We start from the raw sequence: 20,670 nt of genomic DNA, 5'->3' as shown, positions 1-20,670 counted from the left end.
ATCCATTTTTTACAGTTGGTTTCCTTTACTAACCATATGCAATATACGAGAATTCTGAATTATTGAATTACGGATAACTCACTGCTCGACCCAATAATTAGAGAATACCAACATGATTTATGATTGTTTTTTGTATTACGATGAAGACATGTTGCTTGACATTCGTTTGAATACTCTCGTTGATGCTGTTGATCGTTTTGTTATTGTGGAATCAACTCATACGTTTACCGGCAAGCCAAGAAATCTGCACTTCAAGATTGAAAAGTTTGCCCGCTTTAAAGACAAAATTATCTATATCGTCCATGATGAGGAACCTCTTAAGAAAAAAATGAATGGGGTTTCGGACGAAGTCGATGCCTGGGCTAACGAAGCTGCGCAGAGAAACGCTATTATGCAAGGTCTTAAGTATGCGCAGGATGATGATCTAATCCTGGTCTCTGACGTTGACGAAATATTTTCTCCCGAAGCCATCAGAGCAATTAATCCTAAAAAACTTTGCACGACGCTTTATATGGGTTTTTATAATTACCAGTTTAACTTACAGGTATTTAATCCTGATGGCAGTAAAAGACTGTGTAAACTGCCACGAGCGACGACCTTGCACAATTTAAAAGGGTATTTCAAAGGCAAGCCGGAAGACTTCAGAAATATTAAGAAGTCCTGCCTGAGCAAAGGTTTTATTTCGAAAACTTTCTTTAAACTCCGACATGAGGTTATACCTGATGCTGGCTGGCACTTCTCATGGATTATGAATCCAGAGCGCATTTCGGAGAAGATGTCTACGATCTCGCATACTGAGTATGATCTGCCCCATCTCAATAATAAAGATCATATTATTGATGCCCTTACCAACGCAAAGGATATATGGGGGCGTGACCGCAAAATGGAGCGGCAGGAATTAACAAAAGATAAATTCCCGCCCTATCTTGTGGATAACGCCCATAAATTCGAAGGATTTATTATCTAAATTGCGACTCGTACCAGCCAGTTTTAAAAGACACTCCTTTACCTGGCTGGCTTTTCTGATCACTCGCAAGCAGGTGCGAGCGACATATTTCCCGGTTTCCTTACTGTTGAGTATCTCGCTGCGATGACCTTCGACCCGGCTCCCTTTAGTACCTCCAAATACGGCAGCTTTTCCCGTTGTAACCTCTGGCGACACGATTCAAATGACGTTTCTGCGCAAGTCAGAAATTGAACGGCTGTCAGGAGTTTTGACCGGAGATGCTTTGCTCGTTGCCCTCCTCTGCCTTAGCACTGGCGGAAGATGGACAGAGGTAGCCACTCTAAAACCGGCGCAGATAGCCAGTTGTAGGGTTACCTTTTTGAAAACTAAAAACGGCAAAAAGCGAACCGTGCCTATCTCAGCGCAGCTTGAAAAGAAAGTGAAAGTGGAAGCCAGCGAGAAGCTGTTTTATTTAGAATGATGCGTAATTAATTGATAAAAAAAACCCCCACATCATGTGGGGGAAGACAGGGATGGTGATTTAAAGCTATCTCTATCAACATGAAATAAAAGGATTTATTTCATGCAGTGTCCACACTGCGACCACATTGACTAAAATGCCCTGCAATCGCAGGGCATCTCTATGACAGATTACTGATCTTGCTTCCCTTCATAATGAGCGGATACAGCGAGTGCAAGCTCAAGTTTTGTTCCCTCAAGAATTTCCTCACACAGCACCAAATCATGAACGACAAGTTTCAGCAAATCCTTACTTATGGCCCCGTCTGCAACCCATACAGCAATGTTTTCCATTTCATGTACAAATAACTTCACACAATGAGATAACCCATTAATTTCCAAAAAATAAGCTGACAGAGCGATGCCTGCCCTTTTATTGCCATCAGTAAATGCGTGGAACTTATTTATAGAGAAGAATAAGTGTGTAAGTTTTTCTTCAAAGCTTGGGTAGTACCAATCGTTTTGTACATGATTAAGCACACTTTCTAAGACGCCCCGATCCTTGATGCCATGAAGTCCGCCGGATTTATCTATGATCCAATCATGCACTCGTATTGCATGTTCAATATCAAAATAATTGAACTGGATTTCCTCCATGAGCGACTCCTCAGCGATCTTTCAATCGTTTGAAAACTTCTAATGTTTCAGGATCATTCAACCTCTCTTCAAGGGACTTACTTTTCTCTCCCAAAAAGCGCTCAAATTCCCCTTCAGGGACTGCACGTACATATGCTTCCAGCTTTTCATGGAGGGCGTCGCGAAAACATAGATCTCGACTTGCCATTTTTGTTCGAACATCTACCAGCATTGGCTCATATAAAGGGTGCTTTTCCATCTTCGCCAAGATTGTTTCAGCTTCTTTGTAAGTCAGCTTTCTACCTAGTTGCGCCGATTTTTCTTTTATTTCATGCGCCAGACCGGCCTCAAAACTAGCTATCAGTGTGAGAACCTCTGAATACATTGTGTCGCGAATTTTATCGTTCTGATGAAGTTTTAAGACGTTACGGTATTCATTGGCATTTTCATGAAAAATGCTTTGATAAATCGCATTGGTTAATTTGCCAAACTTCCAGCCATTGGCATCCACATACTCATTAAGAGCATCAGTAAATTTTTTCCGATAACTCTCCTCCTTGAAAGCCGCTACTAAGTAATCTTCATCCCTTTGGTTAATAAATTTAGTTTGCCCCCCTGCCCGTTCAGCGAGAGTGTCGATCACGATGTCTAATAATCGGGTACGAAGCGCCTTTGCCTGCTCACTCTCGACTAGTAACATTGCTAAGTTCAGTACAGCTCTAAATTTAAATATTCCAAGTATGGAGGTTTTGGTACCCTCATTAATGAGGGTACCATCAGCTATCTCTTTGAATTCTCTTAAATTTCTTCCCTTAAGAACAATGTAGCCGTTGTTTTTTAATTCATCAATATTATTGGTTATATACCGCTCAATAGTCGCATCACCTACACCAAACAGCTCAACTAATTGATTTTTGGTGAATACTTTTTCACCATTAAACTCAATCCCACCCAATGCAAGATGCTTTTCCGCATGGTTAAGCGCATAGGAGTTATTGAGGATATTCTGCCTATCGTGTGGTGAAGTAGTGAGATCTTTAGCCATATCCGTTCCTTTGAGGATATCGATATAGTTACGATAGCATTATTAATTTTCTGCTTCCCATAAAAACTGCACGTTACGCAATTGGTATCCAGCTTTTGGAGTACAATCTGCATTAGTAGGACTTTTTGTCCGTGGCTACATCCACAAAGCTTGCTGCCCCGATGAAGTCGGATGTGGTCTGACTGGCTGCACTTCGCCGGGCTTCACGATATACCGCTGCACTGACTCCAGCGTTACAAACGTCGCACTACAGTTAACGTTTTGGCATTGGTGATAACGTTCCTTGGTGGTATCTGTCATGTAACGACTGGTACGCGCATGGGCGGCATGTTGGCATAACGGGCAATGGAACATAATGAGCACCTCGACGGTTTGAGCAATGTCGAAATTTTACGATAAAAATCGTTAAATAACAAAAAGTTAAGTCAATAATATCATTCATCGTTTTCTGCTTCGTACTCAACCTCAGAAAGCTTTATTTCGAGCTCTACGCCCGTCGTGAAGCCATTATTATTGAGGTTATGAGTTACCCTACTAATCAACCACGCCTGCTCATCTATGACGCTCTTAAACCCTGAGACTTTCACCGGCGTTTCCGGGTAGAGATCGGCACGACCGACGGCCAGACTTATCGAGAATTCAGCGACACCACGCTGTAGCTTGTCCCACTTCGCTTGTGCCGCCCGCATGGCCTGGGCTTTTGTGGCATACACCGTTGTAAGTGCAAACACGTTATCCGCTTCACCGGCCAGGTATTCGCCCTCGCGGGCTTCCGGTACTTTGGTTTCCTTCTTTTTCGCTTTGGCTTTCGGGTGCTGTAGCGCGCGTAAATGCTGCTCTCTGGGCTTGCGCTTCACCTTCACTTTTTTCGGTTTCGGGTCTTTGGTGTGAAGCCACTGAGCCGTAACGCCGGTATAAGCACCCCGGTCAGCAATCGCAAACTGGTGCCGGTCGCCATCGCTGCGGGTGATCGTCACCTGCGGGATTGGCCTGCCGCTGGCGGTTGTGGCATTCCCGGCTCTGAGAAACAGCAGTTTCCCCGCCTTGACCGACACCTCGCCGCCGTTCCGGTCAGCCAGCCGCGTCAGAAATTTAGCGTCAGATTCCTGCGTCTGGTCGATATGCGGGATGTGAATCCCGGCCAGCGCCGGGGTGACACTCGCGGTCAGCCTGTTACGCGCGGCGATCGCCGCCACGATATCGCCGAGGGTTTTGTCGTGCCATGACTCCTCACGCCGGGAATTCAGCGTCCCGCGAAAATCTGCGCTGCGGGCGCGGATGGTCACAGTATCAGGCGCGCCCCGGTGCTCAACCTCATCAACGGTAAAACTGCCCTTGCCGACCAGCGCGGAATCTTTCCAGCCGAGGAACAGGGTCAGCATAGCGCCGCGCACAGGTAACTGCACAAGGCCGTCGCTGTCATCGAGCTCAATATCAAGCTGGTCAGCCTCAAAGCCCCGGTTATCCGTCATCGTGAGGTTTATCAGCCGGTCGCTGATGTTGCCGGTGATATCCTTACTGTCCAGTTTCAGCATAAACGCGGGGGTGAGTGAGCTCCCCGCCTGGCTGTAGAGTATTTCTGACATCATAACCCCGGCATTGTGATTAACCTGGTGGCGGCGTCTTTTGCTTTCCCGGCCAGCATGTCAGCCTGCTGACTCAGGTCGCCATAAACCGCCGCGAGCGACTCATCCACGCGCGTTAACGCCAGCGTAAAATCAATCTTCCGGGGTGAGCCGTCCGAAAAAAACTCCGCGCCGGTTTCGTTAATACTGTTGATGATATACATGCCGTAAATCTGGCCGGTTCCGGCTATCAGCGGCCACGCCTTACCCTGTTCGGCCATCAGCCTGAGCGCGGTCAGCGTCAGCGTCCCGCCGGTGATTTCCGGGTAAAGCGTGCCGTTGAGCGTGATTTTTTCCTCCCCGACGCCGAGAAACTGGAAAGCATCGCGCCTGCCGACGCGGCTGTTTGACGGCCAGCGATATTCCGCTTCACGTTGCATGCCCTGAAACGGCAGTGTCTGGCGCATAAAGACAAAGAAACCTAATGCAAGCATCATCTCTGAATGTCTCCCTTATCCGTCGTGGCGCATGCTGGAACGTTCGCGGGCGCGCTTGTCACGGTCGGCCTTTTCAACGGCATCCTGCAACTGCCGCCCGAGTTCGCCGCCCGGTGCGCCGCCGTTCTGCATCGTGATGTTGTAATGGCTTTGCCGGTTATCGACATAGGATTTACCACCGGGGGCAACGGCGGGCTGATATCCCTGATAACCGCCATAGGTACTGGTTGCCGGGATATAGGTGCCGCTCTGCGCCACCGCGCCAGCTTTTACGGCTTTCTGGTCAAGATCGCTGGATTCTTTATTAATGAGGCCAAGTTTATCGAGCACCCAGTCTATTCCCTGTTTCAGTTTGTTAAAGGCGGTAAGCGGCATCAGCAGTGCATCCGCCAGCGCCTGCCCAAACAGGACGCCGGTATCTTTGCAGGCGTTAAGCGTGTCCTGCGTGGATTTAACCGGCTCAATCAGGTTTTTGAACCAGTCCCATACCGCCTTTAATTTCTCGCCGAGCCAGTCAAAAACGGGCTTAAGTGGTGCGAATATCTCAGCGACCGGCGCAAATGCGGCGGTCAGCCCCTCAACAACCCCGCTGAAAAAGGCGCTGATGGGCTCCCAGTATTTACGGATGAGCAGCGCACCGGCGACAATCGCCACGCCGATCGCCACAATCGGCCATGTCAGCGCGCCGAGCACCGTCATAATTGCCCCGCCCACCACACTGAAGACCGTCCCCAGCACACCGGCAGCGGCGATGATCGCGTTAACGCCCATCACAACCGGCCAGGCAACCAGACCAATAGCGCCGACAAGCCCCACCACGCCGACAGCCACCGCCGCAATCACGCCCAGCGTTTGCGCCAGCCCTTTATTTCTGGTGATCCAGTTATCCAGCTTCAGCACATACCCGGTGGCGGTCTGCACCAGCTTCCTGAGCGAGGATTCCTGCTGGTCAAACAGGTCAGTACCGACCGCCTCATAAGCCGACTGAAATTCTTTAAAGTCGCCGCCGAGGTTGTCCTGCATGACTTTGACCAGTTCCTCCGTTTTCCCGTCCGAGGCGTTAAACGCAGCGGTCAGCGCATCCAGTTTCCCGCCCGATGCCGCAGCCATTAACACCGCCGCCGACGAGCTGGCTTCCTCCCCGAATATCGTTTTCAGGTATTCGGCGCGCTGGCCGGTGCCGAGTTTGTTTTTCTCAAAACTGGCCTGCATTTCCTTCAGGATGGCGAAGATTGGCCGGGTGTTACCTTTTTTATCTGCCGTGGTGATGCCGAGCTCTTTAATCGCCCGGTACGCCTCGCCGGTCGGTGCCTGTAAGCGCGTTATCACCGCGCGGCTCCCCGTACCGGCCATCGAGCCGGTAATTTTCGCATCATGTAAGGCGCCGACCATGGCGGCGGCCTGCTCGATACTCACCCCGGCATTTTTTGCCACCGGCGCGGCATAGGTCAGCGCATCACTCAGCCCGTCAAAGTCAGCGGCGGTTTTGTTCATCGTCATGGAGAGAACATCACCGATGTGCGCGACCTTATCGTTTGAAAGCTGAAAGGCGGATTTCATCCCCATCAACAGACCGGCGTTTTCTTCCATCGTGCGCCGGTTAGCCAGCGCCATATTGAGGGTCACCGGTGTGACAGCCTGAATCGCTGCCGCATCACCGCCCCCTTTGGCAATGATGATTTGCGCCCCGGCAGCGTCGTCAGCCGAGGCGGCTGTGTTGTCGCCGAGCTGGCGCGCCTGTCTGCGCAGCGCGGTCATCTCTGCCGAGTCTTTACCCACGCCGAGCACCGCCTGAAGCTCCGAGTTCTTTTGCGCGAAGTCATAGCCCGGTTTCAGTAGCGCCGCCCCGGCAAACGTTGCCGTGGTTGCCATTCCCACCCCAGCCGCGCCCACCGCTGCGGCGTTCCCGGCGAGCGCCTTCCCGGCCTGATAGCGCTGTTTTACCCGGCTGAGTTTCTCCTGTTGCGCACTGACGCGCGCCAGCGCCTCACGCTGCCGGTTGAGCTGTGAGGTGGTTTCACTGAGGGTGGCTTTGAGTTTTCGCTCGTCAGCGGCCAGCGTGCGGGTGTTTATCCCGGCAAGGCTGAGCTCCTGGCGCTGACGCTGCACGGATTCACGCAGGCTGTTGTGTTTAAGCTGGAGCGCGGCGGCGCTTTTGCGCGCGGTCTCCATTGCCTGCGCCTGCGCGCGGGTCGGCTGTTCCGTGTTTTTAAACTGAATCGCCAGCGCGGCGGCTTCTTCTTTCGCTTTTTTCAGCGCCTGCTCAGTGACCGCCAGTTGTGCGCTGGTTTTGCGAAAGCCGTCAATCTTTGACGCCTGCCCGTTGAGCTCACGCAATGCGGTTTGTGTTGTGCGCATCCCTCCGGCCAGCTCCTTGCTGGCCTTATCGATGGATTTTAACGGGCGGGTCGCCTGGTCAACAGCTTTGAGTAATACCTGTAATTTCACGCTACTCATTCGTGTTTCCGCTTCGCTGGATGGCTTTTTCTCGCCATGTAATGAGCTCTGTCAGGCTCAGGGGAAAGAGCTCTGAGGGCGGCCAGTGGAAAATCACCGCGATATCCGCCATCAGGTCATCAACAGAGAGTGTGTCGGGGAAATTTACTGCGCCGAATTCGGCGACAAAAAACCGATCACCTTACCCGCCAGGGCAACGAGGTCAGGCAGCTCAAGCGCGGCGACTTCCTGCTCGGTGAGCGAGGGGGCGCTCATGCGCGGCAGCACTTTAATCAGGGCGTCAACTTCGGAGTTTGCCACCGCCGCAAGGCTGACGCCGCGCAGCGTTCCGGCGTTCGGTTTAATCAGGGTGATGGCGTCAATAATCTGCTCGCCGCGTTTAACCGGATTTTCCAGGGTGATCACGTTGTCGTTATTCATGGGTTTCTCTTTTTAATCAGGCTTCGGGTTAACCGGCCAGCGCACTGGCCGGGGTGAACATTACAGGCCGATATTGCGGCGGTGCTGCTCCAGCCGGTCGGTGCCGTTGACCTTCTCCACCATGTTGAGGGTGTCGATTTCAACCAGCTCTTTGCCGTCCATCGTTAATTTGAAATAGGTACAGACGACCGAAATTTTCGCTTCGGTGTCTTCGCCGGGTTTGTTCTCGCCGGTGTCGATCTCTTTCTGACGGCCACGCATCACCACTTCAACGGCGACCGTTTCGCCGGTGTCGTCGCGCTGGTAGGAACCGGCAAAGCGAACCGGCACGGCATCGACGCCGGTCGCACCGTACAGCTCCCAGATAACCGAATCCGGGAAGCCGCCCAGCGACCATTCCATCGACAGGGCATCATCATCGAGGCCGAGGTCAACCGGCGCGACACCGTTCATACCCGCCCCGCGATAATTTTCGAGCTTGCGTGTCAGCTTCGGCAGGGTGATCGACTTCGCGATACCCTGATAGCTGTAGCCATTCAGAAACACATTCATGTATTTCAGCTTGCGTGGCATTGCCATTTATCAGGCTCCTTAATTGCTGTTAACCGAGGAAACCAGCGTCGCCAGATATTTATCGGTGATGCGCTGGCGCAGGGTCAGATTTTCGAGTGGGGGAACCGGCGTATAGTCATAATCGATATACAGTTTTCCGGCTTTCAGGGTTTCGGCGTCGTTGGCGTCCTCGTCAAACCAGCAGGTCGCATCGACGATGTAGCCGTTACTTTTCAGCTCACGGAATTTCGCGTTAATGCCGTCCACGATGTCGCGGATAAGCGTCGCGGTGATCGGCTTATCGACCGCCCACATGTGCGCTTCGGCCATCGTGTCAGCGATAACCTGCGCCGTGCGGGTGTAGTTCTCAAACAGGAAAAGCGGGTCATCGGAACAGGTGCGGTTACCCCAGAAGCGAAAACCGTCCTTGCGAATCAGCGTCGTGACGCCCGCCTCGTTGAGAAGGTCGGCATCGGTGCCCGGCTCCTGCAAATCCCAGAACACCGAGGCGCTGATGCCGGTCACACCGTTGACGCCGACGTTAGACAGGGTTTTGTGCCAGCCAACAGACTGGTCGATGTAGGCGCGCAGACCGAGGGCGCGGGCGGTGGCGTATGCCGTGGCGGTCGCATTTTTCACGGTGTCCCAGGCGAGGAAGTCAGGCCAGATAACCATTAATTCACGCTGGCTGAAGTTGTCGCGGTATCTGATGGCATCCGGGAGGGTTTTACAGCCCCATGCGCTGACATAACCAAAGGCGCGCAGCTTCTGGCAAACGGGCGCAAGCGCGGTCGCCACTTCCAGCGTGTCGAAGCCCGGCACACCGAGGATGCGGGGTTTTACGCCGGTGACGGCTTCGGCAGTGAGCAGCGCTTTCAGGCCGGTGTATTTGCCGTTCTCGTCGGTGGTGCCGATGATGTTGGAAATGGTCTGCGCGAGCGCCTCTTCTTCATCGTCGCCGGTTCCCTCAGCCACGCGCACGACGACGGTCACCGGTTTTGACTGGTCGGCGATGGCCTGGAGGGATGCGGCCAGCGTGCCTTTTTTACCGGCTTTGGCGATGGCGCTTTGCACACTGGTGATCAGCACCGGCTCATTGAGGGGGAAAGTGGCCGCATCGGCATCGCTGGCGGTACAGACCATACCAACAATCGCCGTTGAAACCGTGGAAATGACGCGCGTGCCGTCGTTAATTTCGACAACCTGCACACCATGATGATAATCACTCATCCGTTTAACTCCGAGGGGTTGGGGTGAGTGTTATTTTCCAGGGTGCCGGGGAGTTGGGCTATTTATTGGGGTTGGCGGACGTGGGGTACAACAGCAAACAAAAAAAGCGGGCACATGCCCGCCGGTGGACAGCCCTGGTGATATTACCTGCTTGGCTACTCTGGCTTAACAGGCCAGCTTATGGCCGGGGCTGATGAAATATCGACGGCTTCCAGCAAATCCAGATAATCCAGCCACATACCGTACTGAGTCAGCTCATCACCTTTCAGCCGCCCGATTGCAGCTTTGCCCGGCCATTGCCTGCCATTCATATAATTATTTGCGTCAGCAATGTAAGCGGTCTTAAGCGCTGCGGCGCTGGCCACATTCCCGGCATGCTGCGCGTCAGTGTCAGTGACCCATTTCTCGCCGTCCCACTTGTCGTATTGCGTTGCGGGTGCCGCAGAGGTGAAACCGTCTTTCATCGCGCCGATATAATCAATGGTCGAAGCACTGCGGTCTGTAGTCGAATAGACTGTTTCGCCCCGGTGGTCTTCCTGCTGTGACCATTTCTGGCCGGTAAATACCAGCACACAGCCATCCCCCGCAACACCGGGGGCAATATCAGTTGAATGTGCCGGGAGGCCGACACCAACAGCCAGATATTCATCACCTGAACCGGTGAATTCACTGGTTTGTGCGGAAAAATTATAAACGGTGATGCTCCCTGCCACGGTAGCGATTTTGGTTTTATCCAGTACGGCTGAAGCCATTATGCAGCCCTCACGATGTAGTTAAATGCGATGTTTACGGGGCGGTTTTCCGGTGCAGTTGGTACAACACGCGATGCGTCAAATCCGGCGGGGCCGGTGTTACCAGACACGAAAGCAGAAGCCGGGAGAGATTTCTGACCGTTTGCAGATAAATAAAATGCACCAGACGGGTAGTCGATTGTGCCGTTATCCCCTGCGACTTTGAAACCGCCAGTTATATTGCGGATTGCGTCACCCTGCGCTGACAGAATGGCGCGGCCACTATCAACGCCGCGCCCGTCATCCCAGCCGCGAATAAATTCGCCGCGCAGGTCAGGCAGCACAAGACCGGGGTAAGCGAGAGCCAGCTTCGGATATTGGGCGGCGGTAAATGTCGCGCCGTTGCACTTAAGCCAGCCTGCTGGCGGTGTGGATGCAGGCCACGGGACTGGTGTGCCAACCGGCAGCGCTGAGCCATCGCCTAAACCAAGATATTCGAGGATCGCAGCAACGCTCTTCCCCGCCAGGTCGGTCAGCGTTTTATCAAGCGGCTGTTTTTTTGCCAGCTCCCCGGAAACCAGTGCGGCAATAGCAGCCTGAACAAACGCAGTATTCGCGAGTTGGGTGTCGTTTGAAGTCTGCGCCGCCGTCGGCGCTTTCGGTGTTCCGCTGAAAACCGGGCTGGCGATCGGGGCATATTGCGTATGCGGGTTGCTGGCCGCGATATGCTGTTTCAGCAGATTGTCGGCATACGCTTTCACCTCAATGACGGCATTATCAACATATTGCCGTGTCGCCAGTACGACCGACGGGTCGATTTTCAGCGTCACGGCGGCGGTTGAGGACACAATCAGCACCATGCGGATGGTCTGCGTGCGCCCGCTCCCCTCCTGCAACTGCGGCTTATAGGTCTCCGGGCAGTTGGCGACGGCAATCAGTACGCCGTTATCGTCATAAAGCCCGATTTCACGTATCCAGAAACCGCCCTCGTTTTCCGGGATAACCTGCTCGGCGATAATCTGGCTGGCGTTGTTCGCGTCAACGCTCAGCATGTTCAGCGGCGCAATACGTTTCTGGTTAACCAGTTTCGTTTGTGTGGCGTCCGGTGTTGGCAACGTGCCGTTGCCGTCCCCCACGGCCATTTGCGTGATGTTGAGCTTTGTCCCCAGCGCGGTGGCGTTTGCCAGCAGTGCCGCGCCCTGGCTGGTCAGAATGGCAAAAAATTTCGCGGTCATGCGATTACTCTCATGTTGTCGATAAAATGAATGGCCGAGGCCGGGAAGTATTCCCCGCCGCCGGTGATGTCTTCGGGCAGATACGGATAAACGACCAGGTCGTCACCGGCATAGCTTCCCGCCCCGACATAACACTCGCCCGGTGTGCTCAGGCTGATGGCGAGGCCGGTCAGATGGCGGCTGGCAGGTTTTGCATCGTCAATGAGCCTTTCCAGTTCCTGATACATCTCGTCGGTGATGCCGCCATCCAGCACCCCCACCACCAGGCGAAACGTGCCGGGCTCCTCGTTGAGCTCCCACCATTCACGCACCTCGATAAGAAAACCGAGCGGCTCCACCACACGGCGCAGGGCGCTGATGGTGCCCTTGTGCTGATGGACAAAAAACGAGGCCGCTATCACCCGGCGTCTGGTGGTTTCCGGCCAGTCAGCATCCCACCGGTCGACAGACAGCGCCCACGCCAGATAGGGCAACAGGTCAACCGGGCAGGTTTGCGGATTCCATAACGTGCGCAGCGGCACCGGGACGCGGATAATCTCCGCCGCTGCCTGCGCGGCGGCCACCTCCAGCGGCGACGAACCAACGGGTAACAGCCGGTCACTATTCATCGTTCCCCTCGGCGGTGATGCTGTATCCGGTGCAGAAAGAGGCCTGATGTTTGCCGAGCACGATGTCGCCCTGCGGGGCGCTCAGCTCCACGCGCTGGACACCCTCAACATGGAGCGCGGCATAAATCGCAGACTGACGAACATCACGACCAAGCCGGTGCTGCGCGGTGATATAGGCTTTGAGTTTCTCTTCGGCAGCGGCGCGGATGGGCTCCGCTTCGGGGCCAGGGTAAAAATACAGTGTGGCGGCCACCTCATACGGCACAATTTCAGCCGCCTGCACCGTCACACGGTCGCCCACCGGGCGCACGTCCTCAGCGTTCAGTGCCTTTTCCACCACGGCCAGCAGGTCATCGCCCGCCGTGCCGTCACCCTCGCGGGCAAGCACGGTAATGGTCACACAGGCCGGTGTCGGGCTCTCGACAGAAATATCGGCGACACGTCCGTCGGCGCTGCGTCCGTGGTATTCATAGGCACCGACCGGACCGGCCACGCTCAGCCCCTCAAACGCCTGTTGCGCGCGCATGCGTAAATCGGCATCGGACTCCATCACCGCCGCCACCGGCGGGATGGAGGTATCATCCGCCGGGGTGATGGTCAGCCGTGCGGTGTTGTTATTCGCGGCAATAACATCGAGGTCAGTCCCGGCGGCGCTTGCCAGTGTCACCGCACGGGCAGCTTCATTTACCCGCTGGCGCCACAGCACTTCGCGGTAAGCATTCTCCTCAAGGAATTTGGTCAGCGGCTCGGACTCCAGTGCCAGCGTGCGGGCAACGGCGTCCTGCTCATCAGCAGGGAACAGCGAAACCAGCGTCGCCTTGCGCTCAGCGAGAATGCTCTCGTAATCGAGTTCCTCAACCACATCCGGGGCGGGGAGCTCGCTCAGATCAACAATCGGCATGGGTTCAACTCACAGGAAGGGTTAATGAAAGGGTTTCCCCGGTGCTGACGAGCTGGCCGGTCACATTGACGGTCATCCGGCCTTCGGTCTGTTCGGTCGTGATTTCACTCAGCGTGATGCGCGGCTCCCACTTCAGCAGCGCCATATAACAGGCCACGCGGATTTGCAGCGTGAGCGCCGGTGTCTGCGGCTGGTCAATCAGGGTTGACAGCAGCGAGCCATATTCCCGGCGCATGACGCGGGAGCCGACCGGCGTGCGCAGGATGTCGCCCATGCTCTGGCTGACGTGCTGTGAATCGGTAAGCGTGCGGCCATTTACACGGCTCATGCCGTTATAGTTCACTGTCACAGGGGTGCTCCTGTTGTGCCACCGCTGTCGCCGGGGTGCTGATGGGTGTGAAGCACTTTGCCGTTGGACGACAATGCGCCGCCGTTGTGCGCGATATTCCCGCTCATGGTGCCGCCCTTCTGCACCTCCAGCGTGCCGGTGATGAGCTTATTCGTGCAGACCACTTCCGGCGTATCGAGTGTGATGCGCGAAGACGCTTTGACCAGCACCACCGGCACGGTGGCGGTGAGGGATTCCGATGCGGTAACGTCGGCGGTTTTGATGCCGCTGACGGTCAGCGCGCTGGTCGCCGGTTCGTATTCGATGACCGCGCCATCCGGGAAAGCAATATGCAGGGCGTCAGCCGAGGCCGACGGCGCAGGATTGTCATCAGAAAAAATACCGGGCAGCACAAACGCAGTATCGAGCTCGCCACCCACGGCCAGAATTAACACCTGCTCGCCGACGGAGGGAGCCCACCATGTGCGCGAACGCCCGGCGCGCCGGGTCAGCCACTGGAGCCAGTCGGTAATATTGCCGCCGGTCTGCACGCGGCAGCGCCCGGCATCGAGATCGGTTTCGACAATGACACCGGTGCGAATCATGTTGCGCAGCGTGCGCGCGAGATCATTTAAATTTGCGAGTGTATTCATAAGGAAATGATGCCGCCGGGTTTATCCGGCGGCAATGTGGGGCGGTTATGTCAGAACTGGCACAGCTATAAATCGGTGAGATGGTCGATGACAAGACTTTCAATAAACTGCGTATCGTCAGAAGAAAAACCCAGTAACTGACGCGCCGCATAATGTACGGGCTCCCGGTTGCGCGCTGGCCGGTCTTTGAGTCCGAACTGGTGAACCCGCGCGATGCGCTGCACTTTGCCGGTAAATTCAACCACGGCCGCGCTGTCATCGCTGCTGGCTTTCATATAGCGGTTGGTGCGCAGCTTCGCGAACATTTCCCGCTTAATCCGGCCTTTCTTCGCGCGCAGCGGCTGCGGTTTTCGCTTTGCATACGGCGAGCCGTCCGGGGCTTTTTGAGCCTTAATTCGCTGTTGCTGACGCTGGCGCAGCTTCTTCGCAATTTCTATGGTCAGGCGGCGACGGCCAGCAGGTGACAGCGCCGCCAGCAGCCCGGCAAGCTCATCCTCAAAGGGTTTAAATTCATTCATGCCATTTGCTCACCAGTTCACCATTGATATACATCTCTGTCGGTGGCGTGACCGGCTCCGGCGGGGGTGGTTCCGGGATGCGCCGGACGTGAAGCGCTGAGCCGACCTCGTTAACCAGCGTCCGCTCGGTCAGGGCAAGACTGATGCTGATATCAAAACTGCTGTCATTGTTCAGATCGGCCTCGAAGGTGAAGCCTTTATCCTGGCCTGTAGCGGTTTCCATAATATCGGGCTGGTTCTCACGCAGCCACGCCAGCACCGGCACAAGCAACAAATCCGCATCGTCGGTAAAGTCCGTCACAACCACATTGAGCGTGTAACGCTTTTCGAATGACAGCGAGGCGGCGAGCGTGGCGACAAGGTTGCCGCTGTCCACAAACAGCCGCAGCATTTCAGGGTTGGTTTTCAGCACCGGCACAGCATCAGCCAGAGCTTTTCTCAGGCTTTCGGGTTTCAGCATCTAAATCATCCTGGCAGTGTTTGACGGTTTCCACCTGGAGCGCACAGCTTTCTAACGCGCGCTCAAGGTTGCGAATATCGGCGCTTAAATCACCGTTCGTGTGCGGATCGCTGCCCGGCATCGGGCAAAGGCTGACTTTCGGGCAACCGTTGTAAACAGTCACCGGCACTGGCGCAGGCGGCGCGCTTGTGCAACCGGCGCACAGCATCAGGCAGATCAGCGCTGTACCAGCGGCGAAAGGCTTCGTTTTCATTGAGTAACCTCGTTATGGTTTGTTCCCGCCGGGCTTCCCGCTCACCGGCGGCGTTCAGCTTCTGACGCAAATCCACCTGCGCCCGTTCGTTTTTATCCGCCTGGTCGCGGGCAACAATGAGCTGGTTTTTCAGCATGCCGATCGTCAGCTTTTGCTCGCCTGCGACGCGGTTCGCCTTTTCCAGCGACCGGGTAAGATTGCCGTTTTCATGGCGCAGCCACAGCAGCCCGGCCAGCGCCAGCGCACCGGCAAGCAGCATCACAATGAGTCTGGACACAAACCCGCCTCCTCAATGCGCTGACGGTAAGAGGAACGCACACCCCGTAATATCAGCACGCAAATTACATAAATCAGCGCCGTAAACACCCAGCCAGCCGCAACCAGACAGGAAAACGCGCCTGCAATAATTACCAGCGACCAGCAATGTCGCAGTGGTGAATGCTTTCGGCAAAAGACAGAGCGGAAAATTTTCATTTTCTCATCGCTCAGGGGGATCGCCTTTTTCCGTCCCTGTAACCAGTCGTCATACACGGCAGCACCGGCGAGGCTGACAGCGATACAGAGCAGACAATAAAAAATTGCCCACACCGCGACAAAATTAACGGCCACACTTTGCGGGCAGGTCAGTCCCCTGAGCACCAGAAGCGACAGCAGGACATCGAAAATCAGTGAAATCAGATTCTTTTTCATTGTGTTACCCCTTTCATGCAATATGCCAGCTCCCGCGCGCGACGGTTCTCCAGCCCTTTATTTTTGATTCCGTTGATGTAGACCCAGCGAGGCAGTTGATCACAGGCCTGTTGCCACTTTTTCTGGTTCAGGAAATAGACCAGCGTCGATTGACAGGCCGCGCCGGTGCCGACGTTAAACGCAAAGCTGACCACCGCATCGTAAACGGCGGGCGGCATCGCAACCGGCGCGCAGACCGCAAGACGACGCTCAACCGTCAGCACGTCGGAAACCAGATTTTGCGCCGCTTCCCGTTCGGTGATGTCGCGTTTCGGCGCAACCCCGGCAGTGTGGCCGATGCCTGATGTCCATATCCCCGCGCTGCACTGGTAGGGGCGCAGGCGGCACCCTTCGAGGTCGGCAATCAGCGCCAGCCCCTGTTGCGAGGTATGGAGTAAACGAAAATCAGGCACCAGTGCCGCCAGCGCCAGCACGGCGGCCACACTGCAACGCTTAACGATTGATGACATTGCTCATTGCCTCCCCGGAAAGACGGCTCTGTTCAAGCTGGAGCGCCAGCAGGGCGTAGCTTTTGCGCCGGTAATACCAGTTAACGCCAACCGTCAGCACCACGCCCAGCGCACCAAAATACGCGGCAAAATCCTGCGGCGTCATCGCCCCGAAAAAGGTCAGCGCGACGCTAATCCAGTAGGCCAGCGACGAGGTGATTTTCTCCATGCTCAGTCCCATAAATTCACCGTTTCGGCAGCCGGTGCGGTGTCAGTGTCCGGCAGCTCAATACCAGTGCCATACGGCAGCACCGCGCCGAGCTCTGCCAGCCCCGGATTTGCGGCGAGCACCGTTTCGACCACACCCTCAGTGCGCCCGTAATAGCGGCTGCAAATGACGTCGAGCGTGTCGCCCTGGTGCGCATAAACCTTCATCAGATTTGCCCCACGATGCAGCGCGGTTTGTCCTGAATACGGGCGACCGACCAGCGCATGTCCCGCCACAGGTCATCGACCGTGGTGTCGATGCTGTCCGCTTTTTTGTCGCCTTTCGCGCTGGCATCCACACCGCGATAGCGCTCATAAAGTGTGGCGGCCGTCATCGCACACACCGCGCTCAGATAGTGAAAAATGCGCATGCTCTCGCCGTCGATATCATCTGCCGGCACATCTGCCAGCCGTGCAAAACCGGCTTTCATCTGGCTTGCCCGCCAGTCAAAAAGCTCGGCGTTGGTTTCGGCTATCCCTGCTTTGATGGCATGGCGCAGCCGTGCCGGGGCGATGGTCTGCTCAAGGCGCATCAGCTCGCGCACGCGCTTCGGCTCGATATCGGGAAAGAAAAAGGTGTTTTTAATCACCGGCTCGTTACTGACAGGCGGCGGGATGACCACCATGCCGCGCTCCGGCTGTTCGTTATTTTTTTCAATAATCAGTGTCGTCATGACTGCCTCTGAAAAGGGTGGGCGGTGGACGCCGGTCGCAGATAAGGTGAAACACCCTCATTGACCGGCGTGCCGCCCTGGCGCGGGGCGCATTCGGTTAACCGGCGACTTTGCGGGGGCGGCCCCGCCCGCGTTTCGCCGGTGTGGCTGTTTTTTTCTGTTGTGCGGCTTTCGCGGGCGCTTTCGGCGCGGGCTTTGCGGCAACAGGCTTCGGGTTCAGTTCGCGGGTAAGGCGCTCGATGTCCTTGCGTACCCCCGCGTTACGGTCGAGCTGGTTCGCACGTTGCAGATGGGTCATGGCGTCAGCAGGCTGACCGGCATCGCGCAGCGTCAGACCGGCGACCTTGTGCAGCCGGGCGCGTACCTCATCGGGCATGTCGGCGGTGCTGGTCAGGGCGAGGGTCTCCAGAATGCCCGCCATATCGACCGGCTCACCGGCATCACGGGCGCGTAGCACCGCAAGGGCGACCTCTTCGGCCAGCATGTAAGGCGCGGTACGGGTGTGAGGCTCCGGCATCGCCAGGTTGTGGCGCAGCGCGTAGCGGGCAATCTCCAGCGCGCCGGGAATATCGCCCGCATCGAGACGCCACAGCATTACGGTCATCAGGATGTCATCCTGCGCGCCGGTGCCGTTTTCCAGTGCACCCGCCACCCACGGCAGGTACAGCGGCAGCAGCTCGCGCTTTTTCTCTGCCTTGCGCTCTTTTGAGTGGATGCCTTTTAGCGTCCGGCGGTCTGCGGCCAGCTTAACGAGCATCTGCTCATAAGCGGTGGCATGGCGCAGCGGGGCGTTATCCCGCTGCGCGGCCATCATGGCCGAGACCCGCATCGCGTGACGCTGTGCGGGGCTCGCCATCGGTTACGCTCCCTCGTCGGTGCTGGCCGGGGCGGTAGTGGAACCCGCCAGCATTTCTTTCATGGCTCCGGTCAGTTCAGTCGCGAACACTTTCGCGATAGCCAATTCCGGTGTGTCGCTCTCGTCCTGCTCAAGGATCTCGATGTTTTCAATCAGGCACCCGGCTTCGTAGTCTTCAATCACAAAATCGACTTTCACCTGCTCGTAGTTTTCCACCTGGTCGAGCTTCGGATTCTCGATGATGTGGCGGCGGTGGCCGTCCTCGTAGAGATAAATCGAGATGTTATCGAGCGTGGTGATGAAAATGCTGCTGGCCGGGAAAAACGGCGCGCGCACCGCCTGCAACTGGCCGATGGTTTTCTGGCTGATAATCAGCTCACCGGCGAGCTGTTCACTGTTCGCCTGGAATTTGTTGATCATCGGGAAATATTTGTCGGTCAGAATGCGGCGACCGCAAATCACCACCATTTCCGGGTTTTCGCGGTGAACCTCTTCAATCAGGGATTCATGCGCATCCATGACCAGCGCGTCGAGGTTTTTATAAACGCCGTTTTTACCGATGGTGATTTTCTCCGAAATCACGGTGCCGTCTTCGTCGACAACCTTACTCATGACGCGCTCCGGCGCGTCGTTGCGGTATTTCTGCAACCAGCCGACAGCGACATCCTGCAACAGGGGATTTGCCTTGCGGTCAGAGGTGGCCGCACGGCTCACGCCGTTAAAGCCAATGGTGATGTAGTCCAGCGCCTGGCGCTTGATGATCGCGTTACGGATACGAATCTGAAAATCCTGAAAACGCGCCCACAAATCGAGTTTGTTATAGCTCAGGTGATAATCGAAGTTCACCGGGTGGCAGAAATAGCGGTACGCGTCCAGCTTCGAAAAATCAGCGGTTTTACGCTCTACGCCGTTGGCCGTATCGGCGGTGCTGGCAATCGTGCCGTTGACGTCAATGCCGACTTTTTCCTCGGTCAGCTCGCGCACCACGACCATATTAATCTGTTGCAGGAAGGAGGAAGACTGCTGGACTTTGTCGAACAGCGTCTGAGTGACCGACGGCTCAACGCTGAATTTCTTGCTCAGGTCTTCCACGCCGACGCCGTTCAGCTCCGCAAGGCGGCTCAGCCAGGCATTAAATTTAAAGCGGGTTTCTTTACGCATTGTGTCTGTGTTCCTGTTCTGAAAAAGGGCTGATTAGCAGTCGGTCAGGGTTGCGCCTGCACCATCGCCGCCGGTACTCAGTTTCCGGCGCGGCTGCGTCTCGCTGGGGGTTTTGTCCAGGGTGGCGGTGATCGCGCTGAATTGCTCAGTCGTGGACAGGGTCTGCGCTTCAAGCCCCTGCTTAACTTCCGCAAGCTGGCTTTCGAGCGCGCTGAAACGGGTATCAATGCCGTCGCCATTGCTCTGGACACGTTCAGCAATCGCCGTCACGGCTTCATGCACATCGTTAAAACGTGCATCGGTGCTGGTCTGCTGGCGGCTGAAAATGGCCTTAACCGAGTCAGTCAGCCGGTTAAGCAGGGTGTCGGGCTCCTCTTCAAACTCAATTTCCGCCAGCGTAGCCGCCGAGAAGAAATTCTCAGGGCTGGCTTTGCGGGAGCTCAGCGGGTTGTGTTTTGCGGTGCGGCAGAATTCCAGATATTCGGTGCCGAGGCTTGCCGGGTCATCGGTCACGGCCAGGCCGGTGAGGTAGCACTTGCCGCTGTTGCCGAAATTCGGCTGGATCTCCATCGAGGTGTAAACCTTCTGAAGCGCCTTGTTCATGGCGACCAGTTCATCAGTCGGGGTGATTTTCGCGAACAGCGCCAGCTTGCCCTTCAGCGCAGAATCGTCTTCGATTTTCTCCGCTTTCAGCTCCACCACATCGCCATAGCGTTTGAAGGTGCTGTCCGGCATAAGTCCCTTGATGTGCTCAAGGTTGATACGGCAGCCATAGACACGCGGATCAAACGTGTCGGCCATTTCCTGAATTTCCGTCGCGCCAATAACGCGACCGTCGCAGGTGTCACCCTCGACGCCGATGCGAAACCATTTTGAAACTACTTTTTTTGCCATCGTCAGGAGTCCTGATTGTCTGTGAAGGATTCACGGTTTTGTCAGGGGGTAGTTTCCCGGCTCGTCCGTTGCTTCGCCATCAGTCACGGATGGCTTGCCCCCGACACATCAGTACCTTAGCGAATCGCTGACCGCGCTTAAGTAGC

The 20,670-nt window shown here is 55.6% G+C and carries 29 protein-coding genes and 1 pseudogene; 2 read left to right on the top strand and 28 right to left on the bottom strand.

Features of this window, described 5'->3' with window-relative positions:
- The first annotated feature begins 112 nt into the window (after window positions 1-112).
- Window positions 113-967, top strand: coding sequence for a benzoate transporter (locus C0557_RS26440; protein WP_208662573.1), 855 nt, complete (start codon window positions 113-115; stop codon window positions 965-967).
- A gap of 199 nt (window positions 968-1,166) precedes the next feature.
- Window positions 1,167-1,424 (top strand): annotated as a pseudogene (locus C0557_RS26435) (site-specific integrase); the annotation flags it as partial.
- 173 nt (window positions 1,425-1,597) lie between these two features.
- On the opposite strand, the gene C0557_RS26430 reads toward C0557_RS26435, so the two are convergent.
- The 28 genes from C0557_RS26430 to C0557_RS26300 form a co-directional block, all read right to left on the bottom strand.
- Window positions 1,598-2,062: a type II toxin-antitoxin system death-on-curing family toxin gene (locus C0557_RS26430; RefSeq protein WP_208662571.1), complete on the bottom strand. Its 465-nt coding sequence runs from the start codon at window positions 2,060-2,062 to the stop codon at window positions 1,598-1,600.
- Between the two features lie 10 nt (window positions 2,063-2,072).
- Window positions 2,073-3,086, bottom strand: a complete 1,014-nt coding sequence (locus C0557_RS26425; protein WP_208662569.1) for a DNA-binding protein — start codon at window positions 3,084-3,086, stop codon at window positions 2,073-2,075.
- A gap of 135 nt (window positions 3,087-3,221) precedes the next feature.
- A complete protein-coding gene (locus C0557_RS26420) occupies window positions 3,222-3,440 on the bottom strand; it encodes a DNA-binding transcriptional regulator (protein ID WP_208662567.1) in 219 nt (72 codons plus the stop codon).
- 80 nt (window positions 3,441-3,520) lie between these two features.
- The gene (locus tag C0557_RS26415) at window positions 3,521-4,672 is read right to left on the bottom strand and encodes a phage late control D family protein (RefSeq protein WP_208663134.1); all 1,152 of its coding nucleotides are present in this window, start codon (window positions 4,670-4,672) and stop codon (window positions 3,521-3,523) included.
- Entirely contained in the window at window positions 4,672-5,148 is a 477-nt protein-coding gene (locus C0557_RS26410; protein ID WP_208662565.1) for a phage tail protein, read from the bottom strand. Before C0557_RS26410 ends, C0557_RS26415 begins: the two co-directional genes overlap by 1 nt.
- A gap of 15 nt (window positions 5,149-5,163) precedes the next feature.
- Window positions 5,164-7,605, bottom strand: a complete 2,442-nt coding sequence (locus C0557_RS26405; RefSeq protein WP_208662563.1) for a phage tail tape measure protein — start codon at window positions 7,603-7,605, stop codon at window positions 5,164-5,166.
- Window positions 7,598-7,717, bottom strand: coding sequence for a GpE family phage tail protein (locus C0557_RS26400; RefSeq protein ID WP_071531957.1), 120 nt, complete (start codon window positions 7,715-7,717; stop codon window positions 7,598-7,600). The genes C0557_RS26405 and C0557_RS26400 overlap by 8 nt, the downstream gene beginning before the upstream one ends.
- Before the next feature lie 32 nt (window positions 7,718-7,749).
- Entirely contained in the window at window positions 7,750-8,025 is a 276-nt protein-coding gene (locus C0557_RS26395) for a phage tail assembly protein (protein WP_007370054.1), read from the bottom strand.
- A gap of 60 nt (window positions 8,026-8,085) precedes the next feature.
- Window positions 8,086-8,604, bottom strand: coding sequence for a phage major tail tube protein (locus tag C0557_RS26390; protein WP_007369252.1), 519 nt, complete (start codon window positions 8,602-8,604; stop codon window positions 8,086-8,088).
- Window positions 8,605-8,616: 12 nt separating this feature from the next.
- Window positions 8,617-9,807 carry a phage tail sheath protein gene (locus C0557_RS26385; RefSeq protein WP_208662561.1) on the bottom strand — a complete coding sequence of 397 codons (1,191 nt, stop codon included), beginning with the start codon at window positions 9,805-9,807 and terminating at the stop codon, window positions 8,617-8,619.
- Window positions 9,808-9,962: 155 nt separating this feature from the next.
- Window positions 9,963-10,559, bottom strand: a complete 597-nt coding sequence (locus tag C0557_RS26380; RefSeq protein ID WP_208662560.1) for a tail fiber assembly protein — start codon at window positions 10,557-10,559, stop codon at window positions 9,963-9,965.
- Complete coding sequence (locus tag C0557_RS26375; RefSeq protein ID WP_208662559.1) at window positions 10,559-11,773, bottom strand: phage tail protein; 1,215 nt, start codon at window positions 11,771-11,773, stop codon at window positions 10,559-10,561. Before C0557_RS26375 ends, C0557_RS26380 begins: the two co-directional genes overlap by 1 nt.
- Window positions 11,770-12,381, bottom strand: coding sequence for a phage tail protein I (locus C0557_RS26370; RefSeq protein ID WP_208662558.1), 612 nt, complete (start codon window positions 12,379-12,381; stop codon window positions 11,770-11,772). The genes C0557_RS26375 and C0557_RS26370 overlap by 4 nt, the downstream gene beginning before the upstream one ends.
- Complete coding sequence (locus tag C0557_RS26365; protein ID WP_208662557.1) at window positions 12,374-13,282, bottom strand: baseplate assembly protein; 909 nt, start codon at window positions 13,280-13,282, stop codon at window positions 12,374-12,376. The genes C0557_RS26370 and C0557_RS26365 overlap by 8 nt, the downstream gene beginning before the upstream one ends.
- A gap of 4 nt (window positions 13,283-13,286) precedes the next feature.
- Window positions 13,287-13,631, bottom strand: coding sequence for a GPW/gp25 family protein (locus C0557_RS26360; protein WP_208662556.1), 345 nt, complete (start codon window positions 13,629-13,631; stop codon window positions 13,287-13,289).
- Window positions 13,628-14,263: a phage baseplate assembly protein V gene (locus tag C0557_RS26355; RefSeq protein WP_208662555.1), complete on the bottom strand. Its 636-nt coding sequence runs from the start codon at window positions 14,261-14,263 to the stop codon at window positions 13,628-13,630. Before C0557_RS26355 ends, C0557_RS26360 begins: the two co-directional genes overlap by 4 nt.
- Before the next feature lie 65 nt (window positions 14,264-14,328).
- Window positions 14,329-14,781 (bottom strand): phage virion morphogenesis protein, encoded by a 453-nt coding sequence (locus C0557_RS26350; RefSeq protein ID WP_208662554.1) that lies wholly within the window; start codon window positions 14,779-14,781, stop codon window positions 14,329-14,331.
- Complete coding sequence (locus tag C0557_RS26345; RefSeq protein ID WP_208662547.1) at window positions 14,774-15,241, bottom strand: phage tail protein; 468 nt, start codon at window positions 15,239-15,241, stop codon at window positions 14,774-14,776. Before C0557_RS26345 ends, C0557_RS26350 begins: the two co-directional genes overlap by 8 nt.
- Window positions 15,204-15,449, bottom strand: coding sequence for an Rz1-like lysis system protein LysC (gene lysC / locus C0557_RS27305; RefSeq protein ID WP_253073763.1), 246 nt, complete (start codon window positions 15,447-15,449; stop codon window positions 15,204-15,206). The genes C0557_RS26345 and lysC overlap by 38 nt, the downstream gene beginning before the upstream one ends.
- On the bottom strand, window positions 15,331-15,753 hold the full coding sequence (lysB, locus tag C0557_RS27535; protein WP_208663132.1) for an Rz-like lysis system protein LysB: 423 nt from the start codon (window positions 15,751-15,753) through the stop codon (window positions 15,331-15,333). The genes lysC and lysB overlap by 119 nt, the downstream gene beginning before the upstream one ends.
- Window positions 15,753-16,184, bottom strand: a complete 432-nt coding sequence (locus tag C0557_RS26335) for a DNZ54_00345 family protein (RefSeq protein ID WP_208662545.1) — start codon at window positions 16,182-16,184, stop codon at window positions 15,753-15,755. The genes lysB and C0557_RS26335 overlap by 1 nt, the downstream gene beginning before the upstream one ends.
- Entirely contained in the window at window positions 16,181-16,693 is a 513-nt protein-coding gene (locus C0557_RS26330) for a lysozyme (protein ID WP_208662543.1), read from the bottom strand. The genes C0557_RS26335 and C0557_RS26330 overlap by 4 nt, the downstream gene beginning before the upstream one ends.
- Window positions 16,677-16,913 carry an HP1 family phage holin gene (locus C0557_RS26325; RefSeq protein ID WP_007369270.1) on the bottom strand — a complete coding sequence of 79 codons (237 nt, stop codon included), beginning with the start codon at window positions 16,911-16,913 and terminating at the stop codon, window positions 16,677-16,679. The genes C0557_RS26330 and C0557_RS26325 overlap by 17 nt, the downstream gene beginning before the upstream one ends.
- Window positions 16,904-17,107 (bottom strand): tail protein X, encoded by a 204-nt coding sequence (locus C0557_RS26320; protein WP_208662541.1) that lies wholly within the window; start codon window positions 17,105-17,107, stop codon window positions 16,904-16,906. Before C0557_RS26320 ends, C0557_RS26325 begins: the two co-directional genes overlap by 10 nt.
- Window positions 17,107-17,613, bottom strand: a complete 507-nt coding sequence (locus tag C0557_RS26315) for a head completion/stabilization protein (protein WP_208662538.1) — start codon at window positions 17,611-17,613, stop codon at window positions 17,107-17,109. Before C0557_RS26315 ends, C0557_RS26320 begins: the two co-directional genes overlap by 1 nt.
- Window positions 17,614-17,710: 97 nt before the next feature.
- Window positions 17,711-18,469 carry a terminase endonuclease subunit gene (locus C0557_RS26310; protein WP_208662536.1) on the bottom strand — a complete coding sequence of 253 codons (759 nt, stop codon included), beginning with the start codon at window positions 18,467-18,469 and terminating at the stop codon, window positions 17,711-17,713.
- Window positions 18,470-18,472: 3 nt separating this feature from the next.
- Window positions 18,473-19,630 carry a phage major capsid protein, P2 family gene (locus C0557_RS26305; RefSeq protein WP_208662534.1) on the bottom strand — a complete coding sequence of 386 codons (1,158 nt, stop codon included), beginning with the start codon at window positions 19,628-19,630 and terminating at the stop codon, window positions 18,473-18,475.
- A 33-nt stretch (window positions 19,631-19,663) separates the two neighbouring features.
- On the bottom strand, window positions 19,664-20,524 hold the full coding sequence (locus C0557_RS26300) for a GPO family capsid scaffolding protein (RefSeq protein WP_208662532.1): 861 nt from the start codon (window positions 20,522-20,524) through the stop codon (window positions 19,664-19,666).
- Window positions 20,525-20,670 lie beyond the last annotated feature (146 nt).

Origin of the sequence: Kosakonia sp. MUSA4, assembly GCF_013085925.1 — a bacterium.
Lineage (GTDB): Bacteria > Pseudomonadota > Gammaproteobacteria > Enterobacterales > Enterobacteriaceae > Kosakonia > Kosakonia sacchari_B.
This window is presented reverse-complemented; position numbering and strand designations above follow the sequence as displayed.